Origin of the sequence: Candidatus Merdisoma sp. HCP28S3_D10 (assembly GCF_052065835.1) — a bacterium.
Lineage (GTDB): Bacteria > Bacillota > Clostridia > Lachnospirales > Lachnospiraceae > Laedolimicola.
In genome coordinates, this window is sequence record NZ_JBQHTG010000002.1 from 1 (window position 1) to 14,878 (window position 14,878).

The window sequence follows — 14,878 nt, forward strand, 5'->3', positions numbered from 1 at the left end:
CTGCGCGAGAAACCACTTCATCATGGAGCCGACCGGCGGTATCGATCTGGATAACTTCCGTGAGATCATGGAAACTATCCTGAACGCAGGCGTGGAGAAGGTAATTCCGCATGTATACTCCTCTATCATCGACAAAGCTACCGGCAACACCCGCATTGATGATGTGAAGAAGCTGCTGGCTATCGTGAAAGAGCTGGTATAAAAATAGTTCCATAATAAATGACCCTACATACGAGACAGAAGAGAAGGGCAGGAGGCCGTAAGACCGACCTGCCTTTTTCACGTTTCTGAGTCTCAAAAAGTATAGGAAAATCGCACAAAAACGGCTCTGTGTGTATCATGCAAAATCACGAAAAACAGAAAATACAAGAAAAAATATTAGAAAAACAGAAAATATTCTGTTAATATAAGAATATAGTAGCTAATAAACCGTTTCGCTGACCGCGCACGGTTTTTTTGTGTAAAGGAAAGAACGAATGATGATAAGAAGGAGGTTTCTCATGTTTGAAAAAGGCGGCTATATTGTGTATGGAACGACAGGCGTGTGTCAGATAGAAGATATTACAGGAATGAAGAGTAAGGGAGCCTCCGGTGAGAAGCTGTATTATGTGCTGCGACCCTGCTTCCAGAAGGGCAATACTATCTTTACCCCGGTGGATAACGGGAAGATTGCCATGCGGGCCGCTATGACCAGGGAAGAGGCGGAAATGCTGATAAAGCGGATTCCGCAGATAGAGGAGCTGGAGGAAGCCGACGACAGGGAGCGGGAGCGCCTTTACAAGGAAGCCATCAAAAGCGGTAAGCCGGGGGAGTGGATCCGGATTATCAAGACTTCCTATCTCCGGAGCCGGAAGCGTGAGGCGGAAGGCAAGCGGGCCACTACGGTGGACGATCGGTATTTCCATACGGCGGAAGATCATCTGTACGCGGAGCTGGCTGTTGTGCTGGGAATGGACAGGGACGCGGTAAAAAAATATATCGGACAGAGCATCGAACAGCTGGAGGTATAGACAGCGGATACGGTAGTGGGACGAAAAGCCGGAAAGGTTTTTCGTCCTTTTCAGATCCGGAAAAGAAAGAAAAACTTAAGAATTGGCAGATTGACAGGTGCAGCTGTTTATGATAAGGTTTAACCAGATAAACCGGTTTAAAACGATAGACCATATAACGTGGAAAAGATATGGAGGTGCAAAAGCTTAATGGAAGATTTAAAGCTATACGACGCGGAATACCGTCTGCTGGAGATTGTATGGGAAAAGGAGCCCTTAAGCTCCACAGAACTTTACAAGGAATGCCTGCCGAGACTGGGTTGGAAGAAATCGACCACTTACACAGTGCTTCGAAAGCTAGTAGAACGGAAAATCCTGAAAAATGAGAACGGGGCTGTGACAGCCCTGGTAAAGAAGGAGACTGTGCAGCGTTACGAGAGCCAGGCTGTGGTGGAAAAATGGTTTGACCATTCTCTGCCGGGCTTTGTGGCAGCATTCCTAGGAGAGAAGAAGCTCAGCCGGAAAGAGGCTGAGGAACTGAAGCAGCTGATTGACACTTATCAGGAAGACGGGGAGGATATGAGATGACGGACTTTATGACGGTATTGGGAAATCTGACTCTGTCTGCTTCACTGGCGGTTCTGCTGGTTCTGGCGGTGCGGGCGCTTCTTGCGCGGCTGCCCAAGCGATATCTGACGTTTTTGTGGCTGCCGGTTTTCTTCCGGGCGGTGTGTCCGGTTTCATTTCAGTCGCCTTTCAGTCTTTACCGGATTCTGAATGGAGTGCCGGGCTTTCACTCGACAGGCGGGAGAATGACCTTTATTTTGGCCGGATACCAGAACGCAAGAATAACGGCAGCGCTGGAGCGCATAGGAAGCGCACTGAGCGATGGAAAGGGCGCTGCGGCTGTAAATGCGGCGACGGTAACGGAGGCAGGAGCAGAGGTTATATTGGAAAAGCTACTGTTTGGAATCTGGCTGGGCGGCGTGGCAGTGGTGTTGCTTTACGGTCTGTTTTCCTGGCTGCGGCTGCGTCGGAAGACGGCGCTGGCAGTGAAGCTGGAAGAGGGCGTCTATGAGTCGGATCGGATAGGCTCTGCCTTTCTGCTGGGCTTTTTGCGGCCGCGGATTTATCTCCCGGCAGGACTTACATCAGAAGAACGGATTCTGGTATTGACGCATGAGAAGACCCACAAGCGGCGGCAGGATTCCCGGGTAAAATTGCTGGCCTGGCTGGTATGTGCGGTACACTGGTTCAATCCCCTGCTGTGGCTGGCCTTTATACTGCTGGCCCGGGATATGGAGATGGCCTGCGATGAACAGGTGCTGGAACAGTTGGGGACGGAGGAAAAGAAGCGTTACAGTACCTTCTTGCTGAAGCTTTCCGCACCGGGCGCGTTTCTGACTGGTACGCCGGTGGCTTTCGGAGAGAATTCCGTGAAGAGCCGGATTAAGAATATTCTCCGATATAAAAAGACCAGGGCAGGAATCGCGGCGGCAGCCGTGGCGCTGGTGGCGGGCGCAGCCTGGTTCTGCCTGTCCAATCCGGCTTCGACTTTCGACGAGGACATCATCGGCGGCGCGGACGGTCCCACTTCCATCTTTCTGGCCGGAAAACTGAGCAGCGGAGATGATACGGCTTCCTTTGTATCCGGTGGAAATCTGAAGCTGGGTGGTGATGAGGAAAAAATTTACGAGGTGGTAAAAACCTTTGCGGAAGCGGCAGGCAATCGGGACGCGGATACCGTCTGGGAATTGTTGAGCCCGGTGCTGCAGCACAGTGACGACCTGGGTATCCAGGTGCTGGAAGACGGGACCAAGACCATGGGCGTATCCAGCCCATTTCTGGCAGACGGCCCGACCATCAGCCTGAGCATGGGAGACGGCAATGCAGAGGCAGAGATTACCTATCCGTCCATGACCAGCGATCCTTTGTGGTGGTCCTGGAAGGATTATATTACACTGGAAAAGAACGGGGATACCTACCGTGTGACGGCCTGGAAAACGAAATATTATGATGATATCACCAGTGCTGCAGAATTTGAGGAGGCTTACCGGATGTGGCAGCCGGATTATCTGAAGCCCACGGACGAAACGGCGGATCTGGATTCCAGCTTCGCTTCCTATCTGGTACAGAACGATGTGGCAGAGTCCTATCCGTCTTATTATAGGGAAGCATTTTCCACACCGGCGAAGGCATTGGAGACGACCCTGCACGTGTCTGGCGGCATAGGGAAGACGGAAGACGCGGATGGCGGCGATGTATGGGTCAATTATGAGTTCCCGGACGGAACCATCCGGGTGCGGATGACCCAGCCGGGCATCGACGAGGGTAGCCGGATCTGGGTGCCGAAGGAGATTCCCATAGGGTAAAGAGAAAGTAGCCAATGTGAAAACGAATAGCGAAAGCGTACAAAAGGAACTGGAATAGAACTTGGATACAGTTCCTTTTTGCGGCCATTCTTTATGGCTGTCTATGCAGCTTTTCATCTATATCAACCAATATAATGTCCGGCCCGATTTGCCTGATCTTACACCAGGGAATCTCGCACTCATTTTCTTTTCCCAGAAAGCCCCAGAGCTTTTCGCTAGTGGTGGTAATCAGCGCCAGGATACAGCCGTTTTTGGGATCAAAGACCAGATCGGATACGCAGCCCAGTCTCCGGCAGTCATGGATATTGATTACATCTTTTTCATGCAGCTCACAGAAGGTCATAGCAGGGCTCCCCAAATCCGGGTTCTTAAACTTATCATATGAAAGAGCAGAGCTTTGGTGCCTGTCATTTTTCCTGTATTTCTTATGACAATGATTGACATAAAATATAAAAATGTAATATACTGAATGCATTAGAAAACCAACCGGAGGAAATACAGATGAAATGCCCATTTTGCAGTCAGGAAAATACAAGAGTCATTGATTCGAGACCTGCAGACGATAACAGCTCTATAAGACGCCGCCGTCTCTGCGACGCGTGCGGTAAGCGCTTCACCACTTATGAGAAGATCGAGACCATTCCGGTTATGGTAATAAAAAAAGATAATAACCGGGAGCATTATGACAGAAGTAAAATCGAGGACGGTATTTTAAGGGCCTGCCACAAACGGCCGGTACCTTTAAAGGATATCAACACTATGATTGACGCCATTGAGAGCGATATTTTTAACCGGGAGGAGCGGGAGATTCCCAGCTCCGTCATCGGCGAGATGGTCATGGATCGTTTGAAGGATCTGGATTCGGTTGCCTATGTGCGCTTTGCCTCTGTATACAGAGAGTTTAAGGACGTGAATACCTTCTTAAGCGAACTGAAAAAGATGCTCGATAAGTAGGAGAAGGAGGAACCATTCTGTTTCAGGCATTTTACCCCAGAAAATATGTAGATTCCACCTATGGAATTGATTTTGAAGAATTATACAGCAGGGGCTTTCGCGGCATCCTGTTTGATGTGGACAATACATTGGTACCCCATGGAGCTCCCGCTACCGCACAGAGCGTGGAGCTCTTTCAGCGGCTTCACGCCCTCGGCTTTGCCACCTGTCTGATTTCCAATAACAAGGAGCCCCGGGTGCGCCCCTTTGCGGACGCCATGAATACGCCCTTTGTATACAAGGCAGACAAGCCCAGCCGCCGGGGATATCAGGAGGGCATGGCCCGTATGGGTACGGACCGGAGCAATACGCTGTTTATCGGCGATCAGCTATTTACCGATGTGTGGGGAGCGAACCGGGCGGGAATGTATTCGATCCTGGTAAAGCCCATCGATCCCCATGAGGAGATTCAGATTGTGCTGAAGCGTTATCTGGAGAAGATCGTTTTATTTTTCTATAAGAGAAGGGAAGCGAAGAAATGATATCGAAGATATCAGAGCTTTTAAAAGAAAAAAAGGTGGACGGGGCCCTGGTGTCCGGCCCGGCCAATATCCGCCATATCAGCGGATTTGCGGGAACGGAGAGCTATCTGTACCTGACACCGGAGCGGAAAGTGATTCTGACGGACAGCCGGTATACCCTGCAGGCAGAGGAAGAGAGCGGCGGCTGCGAGGTGCGGACCATCAGCGCGGGACGGGGCTACGCCGTCCTTTTAAAAGAGCTTCTGGAGGAAGATCGGATAGAGCGCCTGGGCTTTGAGGAAGACTCCATGCTTTACGGGACATTATATGGACTGTGGAAGAAGACCGGTTTTGGCCCGGAGCACTGGTTTATGCTGGGAGACAGTCTTTCCGGTCTGCGCGTAATCAAAAATGAGCAGGAACTGCAGTGGATGGAGAAGGCAGAGAGCATCGGCGACGCGGCATTTTCCTATATTTTAAATGAACTGAAGCCGGGTGTCACCGAGCTGGAGATTGCGGCGAAGCTGGAGTACTTTATGCGGAGCCACGGGGCGGAGGGAACCAGCTTTGATACCATCGTGGCTTCCGGCTATCATTCAGCCATGCCCCATGCGGTTCCGTCTGAGAAGAAACTGGAAACAGGTGATTTCGTGACGATGGATTTCGGCTGCCGGTATCATGGCTACTGTTCCGATATGACCCGGACGGTGGTGATAGGGAAGGCAAGCGAGAAGCAGAAGGAGGTCTACCGTGTGGTGCTGGAGGCACAGAAGACCGCGCTTGCGGGCCTGAAGCCGGGCATGACCTGCGCTGAGGGCGACAGGCTGGCCAGGAACGTCATAGAGAAGGTGGGCTACGGGCAGTATTTCGGTCATTCCCTGGGCCATTCCGTCGGTTTGGAGATCCATGAAAAGCCCGCCCTGTCGCCGAAGGACACAACGGTGCTCCGGCCCGGCATGATTGAGACGGTGGAGCCTGGGATCTATATCCCGGATTTTGGGGGCGTCCGTATCGAGGATATGGTGGTTCTTACAGAGAACGGCATCCGCAATCTGACCCATTCGCCGAAAGAATTGACAGAAGTATAGGAATGGACGCAGAAAAGTCTTGAAAAAGAGAACGTTTTATTATAGAATACAATACAGGTAATTGTGTGCGAGCAGTTACAAGTTTAATTTTCATGCGCAGGGGGCTGCGCTTAAGACATTAGGAGGAAATTTTAATATGATTTCAGCAGGAGATTTTAGAAACGGCGTTACACTTGAGATTGAAGGCAACGTATATCAGATCATGGAGTTCCAGCATGTAAAGCCGGGTAAGGGCGCGGCTTTCGTAAGAACAAAGCTGAAGAACATCATCAACGGCGGCGTGGTTGAGAAGACCTTCCGTCCGACTGAGAAGTTCCCGGCAGCAAGAATCGACCGTGTAGAGATGCAGTATCTGTACAATGACGGAGACCTGTACAACTTTATGAACACAGAGAACTACGATCAGATCGCCCTGAATAAGGATGATATCGGAGATTCCCTGAAGTTCGTAAAAGAGAACGAAATGGTTAAAGTATGTTCCTACAATGGCAACGTATTTGCAGTAGAGCCGCCTCTCTTCGTAGAGCTGGAGATCACAGATACAGAGCCGGGCTTCAAGGGCGATACCGCTACAGGCGCAACCAAGCCGGCTACCGTAGAGACAGGCGCGGTTGTATACGTACCGCTGTTCGTAGAGCAGGGCGACAAGATTAAGATCGACACCCGTACAGGAGAGTACCTGTCCAGAGTATAAGGATTAGTTACAAGAACCCCGCAGTGTGAGCTGCGGGGTTTGTTGATCTTTATTTCCTATTACATAACAAAACCGCGCCGTCATCCATTCGAACGACGGCGCGGAAAATGTATTAGAAAGTGCATCTGACTAGATTCGAACTAGCGGCACCTGGCGTCGGAGGCCAGTGCTCTATCCACTGAGCTACAGATGCATATCAGCTACCTATCTATACTACAACAAAATTCCTTGTTGTGCAAGTGGAAAATGAAAAAAGTTTTGTAAAATCTACAAAGGGCATTGCAAAAGTAAAAAACTTCCAGTATAATGAGAGCGTCTTCCAAATTTCAGCAGCAGTTCGCTGCATCCTTCCCCGGAAAAGCAAAAGGGTAACCGAATATACAAAAGCGAAGAAAACATAGGATCAATCAGAAAGGAATTAGTATGAACTATCAGGAATTTGTAGGTTCCATGACAGGCTTTCTTCGTGAATCTCTGCCCGGTGGAACCATGCTGCAGCGGATCCCGCTGGAAAAGAACAATGGAGTCATGATGGACGGGCTTTCGATCCGGAAAGAGGGCAGGCGGGTGGCGCCGATGATTTATCTGGATGCCTGCTATAAGGAATATCTGGAGGGCAGATCCTTAAAGGGGATCTGCGAACAGATACTGGAATGCTGCGAAGCTCCGGATTTTGAGCAGCAGTTTGACGTGGACTTCTTCCGGGATCCCAGGCAGGTGCGACCGGTCATTGTATACAAGCTGGTTCATTATGAGAAAAACAGGGAGCAGCTGCAGGAGATTCCTCATCTGCCTTTTCTCGATCTGGCGGTCGTGTTTTACTGCCTGCTGACCGATACGCCGGTGGGAAACGCCACGGTGCTGATTCATAACAGCCACCTGGAGCTCTGGAGGAGGAATACAGCCTGGTTATATGAGGCGGCAAAGGAGAATACCCAAAGGCTGCTGCCGGAGTGCCTGGTCAGTATGGAGGAAATGCTCTGTGAGCTGTCCGGGGGACAGCAGGCGACGGAAGGCGCCGGCGTGCCCATGTATGTGCTGACCAACAGCCGGAAATCCTTTGGGGCGGCCTGCCTGCTTTACGAGGGAGTGCTGGGGAAATGTCTGGAAAGATTCGGGGAGAACTATTACCTGCTTCCCAGCAGCGTACACGAAATGATTCTGCTTCCGGCCTCCGCTGTGGGCGATAGCCGGGAGCTGTGCGCCCTGGTGCGGGAAATGAACCAGACCCAGGTGCGCGAAACAGAGGTATTGTCAGACAGTGTTTATTATTATTCCCGGGAGAACAGACGGCTGGAAATCATAGATTTTTAAGAAGTTGTTTTATTTTTCATAAATTTATCACAATTTACGGTTGCCTTTTGTGATAAAGTTTGTTACAATCGATTTGTTACGAAATTGTTACAAAAAGAATAAGGATTAAAAAGATAGAGTTTCAGATTCACAGGAGGCAAGTATGAATTTTGATAAAATAAAGGAATTTTTTGATAAGGACCATTTCGGCGACTGGGTAAATGGACATAAGCGCCAGGTAGCCGTAGGCTGTATCGCGGCCTGCCTGGTGATTGCGGCAGGAGGCAGTATCATCAGCAGCAGTAAGACCACGGAGAAAACTCCGGAGGGCGCGTCAGTTACCACCAGCGCGGTTCAGGATTCCGAGAATGCGGAGGCCAAGGCTCTGGAGGAGGCTGACAAGCTTTTGCAGGACGCATACCCCGAGGTCAATGAGCTGGTGCAGAAGTACTATGACTGTATGTCTGCCGGAGATGTGGAAGGGCTTGCTTCTGTAGAGGATCAGATCAGCGAGGAAGAGCAGAACCGGATTTTGCGTTCCCGGGATCTGGTAGAGGGCTATCAGAACATTTCCTGTTATACCAAAAAGGGAATGGAGGAAGGCTCTTATCTGGTATTTGTCTACTATGAGCTGAAGTTTGCCCAGATTGATACGCCGGCGCCGGGACTTTCCCCGCTGTATGTATATACCAATGACGAGGGAAATCTGGTAATCTTTAACGGAGAGGCCAGCGACGAGTTGAACGCTTACGTGGAAAAGGTAGCCCAGGAGGACGATGTGATGGCGCTCCGGGAGGAAGTAAAGACCAAGTATGAGGAGGCCAAGGCTGCGGACGAGAACCTGGCAAAGCAGGAGGAACGTTACCTGAAGATTGCCCAGGCTTCCGCGGAGGAGGAGAACACCGAAGAGGCAGCGCCGGAGGAGAATACAGAGGAGGCTGCAGAAGAAGCTACAGAGGAGCCGGCAGAGGAGGAAGCAGCGCCGGAGGAGAATAGCGCCACTGCCCAGAACCGTGAGACACGCTTCAAAGAAAGCGTCCGTCTGCGCGCGGATGCCAGTACCGACGCCGAGTATCTGGGAACTGCTTACCAGGGTGAGCGTGTGACGCAGATCGAGAGCTATGATAACGGCTGGAGCAAGATAAGCTACAACGGAAAAGAATGCTACTGCAAGACCGAGTTCCTGGAGTAAGCGGTTAAAAGATGTGAATAATTCAGGAAAATCTCCATATTCTATGAGCAAAGCCCGGAAAGGGCGGCTCATGGAAGGGAGATTTTTTATGCTTACGAATGCGGATTTTGCAGTGTTAAATGAGACGTATCGCAGCAGCCGGAAAGGAATGGAGGCCATCAATGCGGTGATCAGTAAGATTGAAGACGAGGATCTGGCCCTGGATCTGAACCGGCAGGCGGTGCGTTTTCTGAGCTTCGAGGACAGGGCGGCGGAGGAGATACGAAAAGCCAGCCAGAAGCCGGAGGACGCTTCGGCACTGGAAAAGGCCAGGAGCTGGACTTCTTTGCGGGCCGGAACGCTTTTAAATACCAGCACCGGGCATATGGCTGAACTGATGATGGAGGGCAACGCGAAGGGAATCGCGGATTTGATGAAGACAGTGAAGAAAAACCGTGAGGCGAAGCGGGAATACTGCGAGCTGGCGGAGGAGCTGATGGACTTTGAGGAGAAGAATATCGAGCGGCTGAAAAGTTATTTAAATGACCCGGTATAGACGGGAGAAAAACAAAAATATTTGAGAGATAATTTCCGGAAATAAAAATAATTTTGGATTTTCGAAAAAAAAGCCTTGCAAAAGAAAAGAAACCGTGGCATAATAAACCACGACAAAGGCGTCAAAAAGAAGCGTGAAGAGCATAACGCGTTTCTTATTTGGTACGCCTTTTTTTGTACCCAAAAAAGGGAGAAACAAGAGGAGGAAATGAAAATGTCTTACGTTGATGAAGTGATTGAATCCGTTGTAGCAAAGAATCCGGGTGAGCCGGAGTTTCATCAGGCAGTAAAAGAGGTTCTGGAGTCTCTGCGTCCGGTGGTGGAAGCGCATGAGGAGCAGTACCGCAGAGAGGCCATTCTGGAGCGTCTGGTCGAGCCGGAGCGTCAGGTAAAATTCCGTGTTCCGTGGGTAGACGATAAGGGACAGGTTCAGGTAAACGTAGGTTACCGGATCCAGTTCAACAGCGCAATCGGACCCTACAAAGGAGGACTTCGTCTCCACCCGTCCGTAAACGCAGGCATTATCAAATTCCTCGGATTTGAGCAGATTTTCAAAAATTCCCTGACTGGCCTGCCCATCGGCGGCGGCAAGGGCGGTTCTGATTTTGACCCGAAGGGAAAATCCGACCGTGAGGTTATGGCGTTCTGCCAGAGCTTTATGACAGAGCTTTACAGACATATCGGCAAGGATACCGATGTTCCGGCAGGCGATATCGGAACCGGAGCAAGAGAGATTGGCTACATGTTCGGTCAGTACAAGAGACTGACAGGACTTTATGAGGGCGTTCTGACAGGAAAGGGACTTTCCTATGGCGGTTCTCTGGCGAGAACCGAGGCAACCGGCTACGGTCTTCTGTATTTCACCCAGGAAATGCTGAAGGCCAACGGTATCGATATCGCAGGAAAGACAGCCCTGGTTTCCGGTTCCGGAAATGTGGCAATCTACGCCATCGAAAAGGCGACGCAGCTGGGCGTAAAGGTTCTGACCTGCAGCGATTCCAACGGCTGGGTATACGATCCGGAGGGCATTGATGTGACGGCTCTGAAGGAGATCAAAGAGGTAAACCGTGCCCGTCTGACCGAGTACAAAAAGTACCGTCCCAATTCCGAGTACCATGAGGGCCGCGGCGTATGGAGCGTAAAGGCAGATCTGGCGCTTCCTTGCGCCACACAGAACGAGCTGCTCTTAGAGGACGCGAAAGCCCTGGCTGCCAACGGCTGTATCGCAGTGGCAGAGGGCGCGAATATGCCGACCACTCTGGAGGCAACCCAGTATATCCAGGAGCAGGGTATTCTGTTTGCTCCGGGCAAGGCGTCCAACGCAGGCGGCGTGGCAACTTCAGCGCTGGAGATGTCCCAGAACAGCGAGCGCCTGAGCTGGAGCTTTGAGGAGGTAGACGCAAAGCTGCAGGGCATTATGGTAAATATCTTCCGCAATGCCGCAGACGCTGCGGAGCGTTACGGTTGCGCGAAGAATTATGTGGTAGGCGCGAATATCGCAGGCTTCGAGAAGGTTGTCAACGCTATGCTGGCACAGGGAGTTTGCTAATCCCGGGAGGTATTTCTTGCTTCCTTGGAAAATATCCAGTATAATAAGCAGTGGTGGACGGATTTTTAAAATCCGTTCGCTGCTGCTGTTTTTTATGTAACAGGAAATTCCGATGGAATCCTCTGTTACATAAAAATATGATCGCACTGCGGCGGGAGGAGATTATGGAAGAAATTCGTCTGAATAAATATTTAAGTGAAGCCGGCGTATGCTCCAGACGCGAGGCGGACAGAATGATAGAAGCAGGCAAGGTGCTGGTAGACGGCAAGCCTGCGCAGATGGGGCAGAGAATTCAGCCCGGACAGAGAGTTCAGGTGGGAGATGTGATTCTCGGCGGCGAGAAGGAAGAGCAGATTCTGCTGGCGGTATACAAGCCGGTGGGCGTCATCTGCACCACGGACAAGCGGGAAAAACGCAATATTGTAGATTACGTGGGCTATCCCAGCCGGATTTATCCCATCGGGCGTCTGGATAAGGACTCAGAAGGGTTGATTCTGATGACCAATGACGGAAGCCTGGTGAATCGGATGATGCGTTCCACCAACCGGCACGAAAAGGAATATCTGGTGCGTGTCAACAAGCCCCTGACGGAGGCGTTTTTGCAGAAAATGGCGTCCGGCGTCCGGATTCGGAAGGTGGAAAAGGGAGAGGTGCTGCTGGACGCGGTAACCCGCCCCTGCGAAGTGAAAAAACTTGGAAAATGCAGCTTCCGCATTGTGCTGACACAGGGGTACAACCGGCAGATCCGCCGGATGTGTGAAACTCTGGGATACCATGTGGAGCACCTGAAGCGGATTCGCGTGCTCAATATAGAATTGAAGGGCATGAAGCCGGGAACCTGGCGGAAGATCACAGACCGGGAACTGGAGGAGCTTCAGGAGCTTCTGAAGGATTCAAAAAATTAGGATGGCAGAGATGAATAAGATAGAAGAAATGAAAATGCGGCAGAAGGAGCTGACAGAAAAATTGAATGCGGCAGGACGGGCCTATTACCAGGAAGCCCGGGAGCTCATGAGCAATTATGAGTATGACGCGCTGTATGATGAACTGGCGGCCTTGGAAAAGGAGACGGGAACCGTTCTGGCCGGAAGCCCGACCATGCATGTGGGCTATGAAGTCTTAAGCGAGCTTCCCAAGGAGCGCCACGAGAGTCCCATGCTATCCCTGGACAAGACCAAGGATCGGGAGGCTTTGGGAGCCTGGATCGGAGATCACCGGACGCTGCTTTCCTGGAAGCTGGACGGTCTGACCATCGTGCTCACCTACCGGGAGGGAACTCTTTATAAGGCTGTTACCAGAGGAAACGGCGAGGTAGGCGAGGTGATCACCAACAATGCGAAGGTTTTTAAAAACCTGCCCCTGCGGATTCCCTTTCAGGGAGAATTGGTGCTCCGGGGAGAGGCAGTGATCGGCTATCGGGAATTCGAGCGTATTAACGAGGAGATTCCGGAGGCGGACGCCAGATATAAGAATCCGAGAAATCTGTGCAGCGGCTCAGTACGGCAGCTGAACAATGAGATTACAGCAAAGCGGAACGTCCATTTCTTTGCCTTTGCCTTGGTGCGGGCGGAGGATGTGGATTTTGAGAATTCCAGAGAACAGCAGTTTCTATGGCTTCGGGAGCAAGGCTTCGAGGTGGTAGAATATAAGGTAGTTACGGAGGCGACCCTGCCGGAGGCTATGGACTGGTTTGCGGGACATATCGAGAGCAATGCATATCCGTCTGACGGTCTGGTGGCGCTGTACGATGATATCGCCTACGGCGAGTCGTTGGGCAGGACAGCCAAGTTCCCCCGGAATTCCATGGCCTTTAAGTGGGCTGACGAGCTTCGGGAGACCACATTGAAGGAGATCGAATGGAGTCCTTCCCGGACCGGGCTTATCAATCCGGTAGCCATCTTTGAGCCGGTGGAGCTGGAAGGAACCACCGTAAGCCGGGCCAGCGTCCACAATATCAGTATCATGCGGGGACTGGATCTGGGCGTAGGCGATACCATCGAGGTCTATAAAGCCAATATGATCATTCCCCAGATAGCGGAAAATAAGACGCGGAGCGGCGTCCGGGATATTCCGGCTGTCTGTCCGGTCTGCGGAGGAGCTACGGAAATCCGGAAGGTCAACGACGTGGAATCCCTCTATTGCACCAATCCGGAATGTCAGGCAAAAAAAATCAAGTCCTTTACACTGTTTGTCAGCCGGGACGCCCTGAATATCGAAGGCTTATCGGAGGCATCCCTGGAAAAATTTATCGCCCGGGGCTTTATCCATGAATTTGCGGATATCTTTAAGCTGAATGCCCACAAAGCGGAGATTGTGGAGATGGAGGGATTCGGGGAGAAGTCCTATGAGAATCTGATAGCAAGCGTGGAGCGGGCGCGGACGACTACACTTGCAAAGGTCATCTACAGTCTGGGAATCCCCAATGTGGGTCTGTCCGGCGCGAAGCTTATCTGCCGGAAATTTGGCGATGATGTGGAACGGGTGCCGGCGGCAGACGAGGAAGCGCTGGCAGCCATCGACGGCATCGGCCCGGTCATTGCCGGAAGCTTTGTGGAATATTTCAGGGACGCGAAAAAACGGGAACGTTTTGAACGGCTGCTTTCTGAACTGAAGATCGTAAAAGAGGAAGTATCCGGGGAACAGGATTTGAAGGGCAAGGTCTTCGTGGTAACCGGAAGCCTGAATCATTTCGCCAACCGGAATGAATTGAAGGAACAGATTGAGAAGCGGGGCGGTAAGGTAACCGGAAGCGTTACAGGCAAGACGGATTATCTCATCAACAATGACACCGCGTCGTCTTCGTCGAAAAATAAAAAGGCCCGGGAGCTCGGAATCCCGGTTATTTCCGAGGAGGATTTTTTGAAATTATGAGTAACAGTCGAGAAGATAAAAAAATTCTTTTTTTTGATATAGACGGAACCCTGTATGAGTTTGAAAAAGGAATACCGGAGAGTTCCGTGGAAGCCCTGAAGCTTCTGAAAGAAAATGGACATATTGTTATCCTCTGTACAGGGCGTCCGATCAGTACGGTGTTTCAGGAGGTGCTTTCCCTTCCCCATGATGGAATTATCAGCGGCGCAGGCACCCGTGTGGAATACGGGGATAAAATTCTGCGAAATGAGCTTTTACCCAATGAGCTTCTTATGCAGGTGGTACCCAGGCTTGAAAAGGTCGGATGCATTGCGGTACTGGAGGGACCGGAATATCTGAGCTGCCGGCTGGACGGTGAGGCGGGCTCTTATTTCCGTATCGTGGAAAGGTTGCAGGAGGAATATCCGGAGCGCCTGAAGGAGATGGAGCTGATGACAGACCGGGCCTGCAAAATTACCGTGGCAATCCAGGATATGGAAGCCTTTGAAAGAATGGTACCGGAACTGTCCAGGGCCTTTGAACTGGCCCGGTATGAGAAGGATCCCTATACGGAGATGATGCCGAAGGGAATCTCCAAAGCAGACGGTATCCGGATTCTTCTGGAGGAGCTGGAGATTCCTCTGAAAAATACTTACGCCTTCGGCGACGGTCCCAACGATGTGGAGATGCTCCAGTATGTGGAGTATGGCACCGCTATGGGAAATGCAGAAGCACAGGTACTTGCCATGGCTCCCTATAAAACAGAGGGAATGTGGGAAGACGGTATTTACCATGCACTGAAAAGATATGGCCTGATCTAAAAAAGTTCAGTACAGCCCGAAGCACTTGCTGCTGAGGGCGTA

16 protein-coding genes and 1 tRNA gene are annotated in these 14,878 nt (G+C 51.2%); 15 read left to right on the top strand and 2 right to left on the bottom strand.

All coding sequences use genetic code 11. The features are described from left to right. From ACTNCH_RS05040 to ACTNCH_RS05055, 4 genes are all read left to right on the top strand, one after another. Positions 1-202: KDGP aldolase (locus ACTNCH_RS05040; protein ID WP_441016158.1), on the top strand; the 202-nt coding region annotated here is incomplete at its 5' end. Positions 203-500: 298 nt separating this feature from the next. Continuing rightward, on the top strand, positions 501-1,010 hold the full coding sequence (locus ACTNCH_RS05045; protein ID WP_441016161.1) for a CarD family transcriptional regulator: 510 nt from the start codon (positions 501-503) through the stop codon (positions 1,008-1,010). Positions 1,011-1,199: 189 nt separating this feature from the next. After that, positions 1,200-1,577: a BlaI/MecI/CopY family transcriptional regulator gene (locus ACTNCH_RS05050; RefSeq protein ID WP_158362140.1), complete on the top strand. Its 378-nt coding sequence runs from the start codon at positions 1,200-1,202 to the stop codon at positions 1,575-1,577. Continuing rightward, entirely contained in the window at positions 1,574-3,361 is a 1,788-nt protein-coding gene (locus ACTNCH_RS05055) for a M56 family metallopeptidase (protein WP_441016165.1), read from the top strand. Before ACTNCH_RS05050 ends, ACTNCH_RS05055 begins: the two co-directional genes overlap by 4 nt. Before the next feature lie 91 nt (positions 3,362-3,452). Here the strand turns inward: ACTNCH_RS05055 and ACTNCH_RS05060 are convergent, their stop codons facing one another. Then, entirely contained in the window at positions 3,453-3,704 is a 252-nt protein-coding gene (locus tag ACTNCH_RS05060; protein ID WP_441016168.1) for a YlmC/YmxH family sporulation protein, read from the bottom strand. 158 nt (positions 3,705-3,862) lie between these two features. Here ACTNCH_RS05060 and nrdR point away from each other — a divergent pair, with 158 nt between their 5' ends. The 4 genes from nrdR to efp all read left to right on the top strand — a co-directional run bounded on the left by nrdR (position 3,863) and on the right by efp (position 6,597). Further along, positions 3,863-4,315, top strand: coding sequence for a transcriptional regulator NrdR (gene nrdR / locus ACTNCH_RS05065; protein ID WP_441016171.1), 453 nt, complete (start codon positions 3,863-3,865; stop codon positions 4,313-4,315). Positions 4,316-4,332: 17 nt separating this feature from the next. Continuing rightward, positions 4,333-4,836, top strand: coding sequence for a YqeG family HAD IIIA-type phosphatase (locus ACTNCH_RS05070; RefSeq protein ID WP_441017804.1), 504 nt, complete (start codon positions 4,333-4,335; stop codon positions 4,834-4,836). Then, positions 4,833-5,903 carry a M24 family metallopeptidase gene (locus tag ACTNCH_RS05075; RefSeq protein ID WP_441016174.1) on the top strand — a complete coding sequence of 357 codons (1,071 nt, stop codon included), beginning with the start codon at positions 4,833-4,835 and terminating at the stop codon, positions 5,901-5,903. Before ACTNCH_RS05070 ends, ACTNCH_RS05075 begins: the two co-directional genes overlap by 4 nt. A gap of 136 nt (positions 5,904-6,039) precedes the next feature. Further along, positions 6,040-6,597, top strand: coding sequence for an elongation factor P (efp, locus tag ACTNCH_RS05080; protein ID WP_158362150.1), 558 nt, complete (start codon positions 6,040-6,042; stop codon positions 6,595-6,597). 120 nt (positions 6,598-6,717) lie between these two features. On the opposite strand, the gene ACTNCH_RS05085 is transcribed toward efp, so the two are convergent. Beyond that, positions 6,718-6,790, bottom strand: a tRNA-Arg gene (locus ACTNCH_RS05085). Positions 6,791-7,020: 230 nt separating this feature from the next. Here ACTNCH_RS05085 and ACTNCH_RS05090 point away from each other — a divergent pair. From ACTNCH_RS05090 to ACTNCH_RS05120, 7 genes are all read left to right on the top strand, one after another. Beyond that, complete coding sequence (locus ACTNCH_RS05090; protein WP_441016178.1) at positions 7,021-7,911, top strand: DUF5688 family protein; 891 nt, start codon at positions 7,021-7,023, stop codon at positions 7,909-7,911. Positions 7,912-8,053: 142 nt separating this feature from the next. Then, on the top strand, positions 8,054-9,082 hold the full coding sequence (locus ACTNCH_RS05095; protein ID WP_441016181.1) for an SH3 domain-containing protein: 1,029 nt from the start codon (positions 8,054-8,056) through the stop codon (positions 9,080-9,082). 88 nt (positions 9,083-9,170) lie between these two features. After that, entirely contained in the window at positions 9,171-9,617 is a 447-nt protein-coding gene (locus ACTNCH_RS05100; RefSeq protein ID WP_441016184.1) for a hypothetical protein, read from the top strand. Positions 9,618-9,830: 213 nt separating this feature from the next. After that, the gene (gene gdhA / locus ACTNCH_RS05105) at positions 9,831-11,165 is read left to right on the top strand and encodes an NADP-specific glutamate dehydrogenase (protein ID WP_441016187.1); all 1,335 of its coding nucleotides are present in this window, start codon (positions 9,831-9,833) and stop codon (positions 11,163-11,165) included. A 164-nt stretch (positions 11,166-11,329) separates the two neighbouring features. Next, positions 11,330-12,070 (top strand): pseudouridine synthase, encoded by a 741-nt coding sequence (locus ACTNCH_RS05110; RefSeq protein ID WP_441016189.1) that lies wholly within the window; start codon positions 11,330-11,332, stop codon positions 12,068-12,070. 19 nt (positions 12,071-12,089) lie between these two features. Continuing rightward, entirely contained in the window at positions 12,090-14,036 is a 1,947-nt protein-coding gene (ligA, locus tag ACTNCH_RS05115; RefSeq protein ID WP_441017806.1) for an NAD-dependent DNA ligase LigA, read from the top strand. Further along, positions 14,033-14,836 carry a Cof-type HAD-IIB family hydrolase gene (locus ACTNCH_RS05120; protein WP_441016192.1) on the top strand — a complete coding sequence of 268 codons (804 nt, stop codon included), beginning with the start codon at positions 14,033-14,035 and terminating at the stop codon, positions 14,834-14,836. The genes ligA and ACTNCH_RS05120 overlap by 4 nt, the downstream gene beginning before the upstream one ends. The last annotated feature ends 42 nt before the right edge of the window (positions 14,837-14,878 follow it).

Excerpts from the sequence above, each read along its gene's own strand:
- ACTNCH_RS05045 (WP_441016161.1), top strand. The coding sequence starts at position 501 with ATGTTTGAAAAAGGCGGCTATATTGTGTATGGAACGACAGGCGTGTGT.
- ACTNCH_RS05050 (WP_158362140.1), top strand. The coding sequence starts at position 1,200 with ATGGAAGATTTAAAGCTATACGACGCGGAATACCGTCTGCTGGAGATT.
- ACTNCH_RS05055 (WP_441016165.1), top strand. The coding sequence starts at position 1,574 with ATGACGGACTTTATGACGGTATTGGGAAATCTGACTCTGTCTGCTTCA.
- ACTNCH_RS05060 (WP_441016168.1), bottom strand. The coding sequence starts at position 3,704 with ATGACCTTCTGTGAGCTGCATGAAAAAGATGTAATCAATATCCATGAC.
- nrdR (WP_441016171.1), top strand. The coding sequence starts at position 3,863 with ATGAAATGCCCATTTTGCAGTCAGGAAAATACAAGAGTCATTGATTCG.
- ACTNCH_RS05075 (WP_441016174.1), top strand. The coding sequence starts at position 4,833 with ATGATATCGAAGATATCAGAGCTTTTAAAAGAAAAAAAGGTGGACGGG.
- efp (WP_158362150.1), top strand. The coding sequence starts at position 6,040 with ATGATTTCAGCAGGAGATTTTAGAAACGGCGTTACACTTGAGATTGAA.
- ACTNCH_RS05090 (WP_441016178.1), top strand. The coding sequence starts at position 7,021 with ATGAACTATCAGGAATTTGTAGGTTCCATGACAGGCTTTCTTCGTGAA.
- ACTNCH_RS05095 (WP_441016181.1), top strand. The coding sequence starts at position 8,054 with ATGAATTTTGATAAAATAAAGGAATTTTTTGATAAGGACCATTTCGGC.
- ACTNCH_RS05100 (WP_441016184.1), top strand. The coding sequence starts at position 9,171 with ATGCTTACGAATGCGGATTTTGCAGTGTTAAATGAGACGTATCGCAGC.
- gdhA (WP_441016187.1), top strand. The coding sequence starts at position 9,831 with ATGTCTTACGTTGATGAAGTGATTGAATCCGTTGTAGCAAAGAATCCG.
- ACTNCH_RS05110 (WP_441016189.1), top strand. The coding sequence starts at position 11,330 with ATGGAAGAAATTCGTCTGAATAAATATTTAAGTGAAGCCGGCGTATGC.
- ACTNCH_RS05120 (WP_441016192.1), top strand. The coding sequence starts at position 14,033 with ATGAGTAACAGTCGAGAAGATAAAAAAATTCTTTTTTTTGATATAGAC.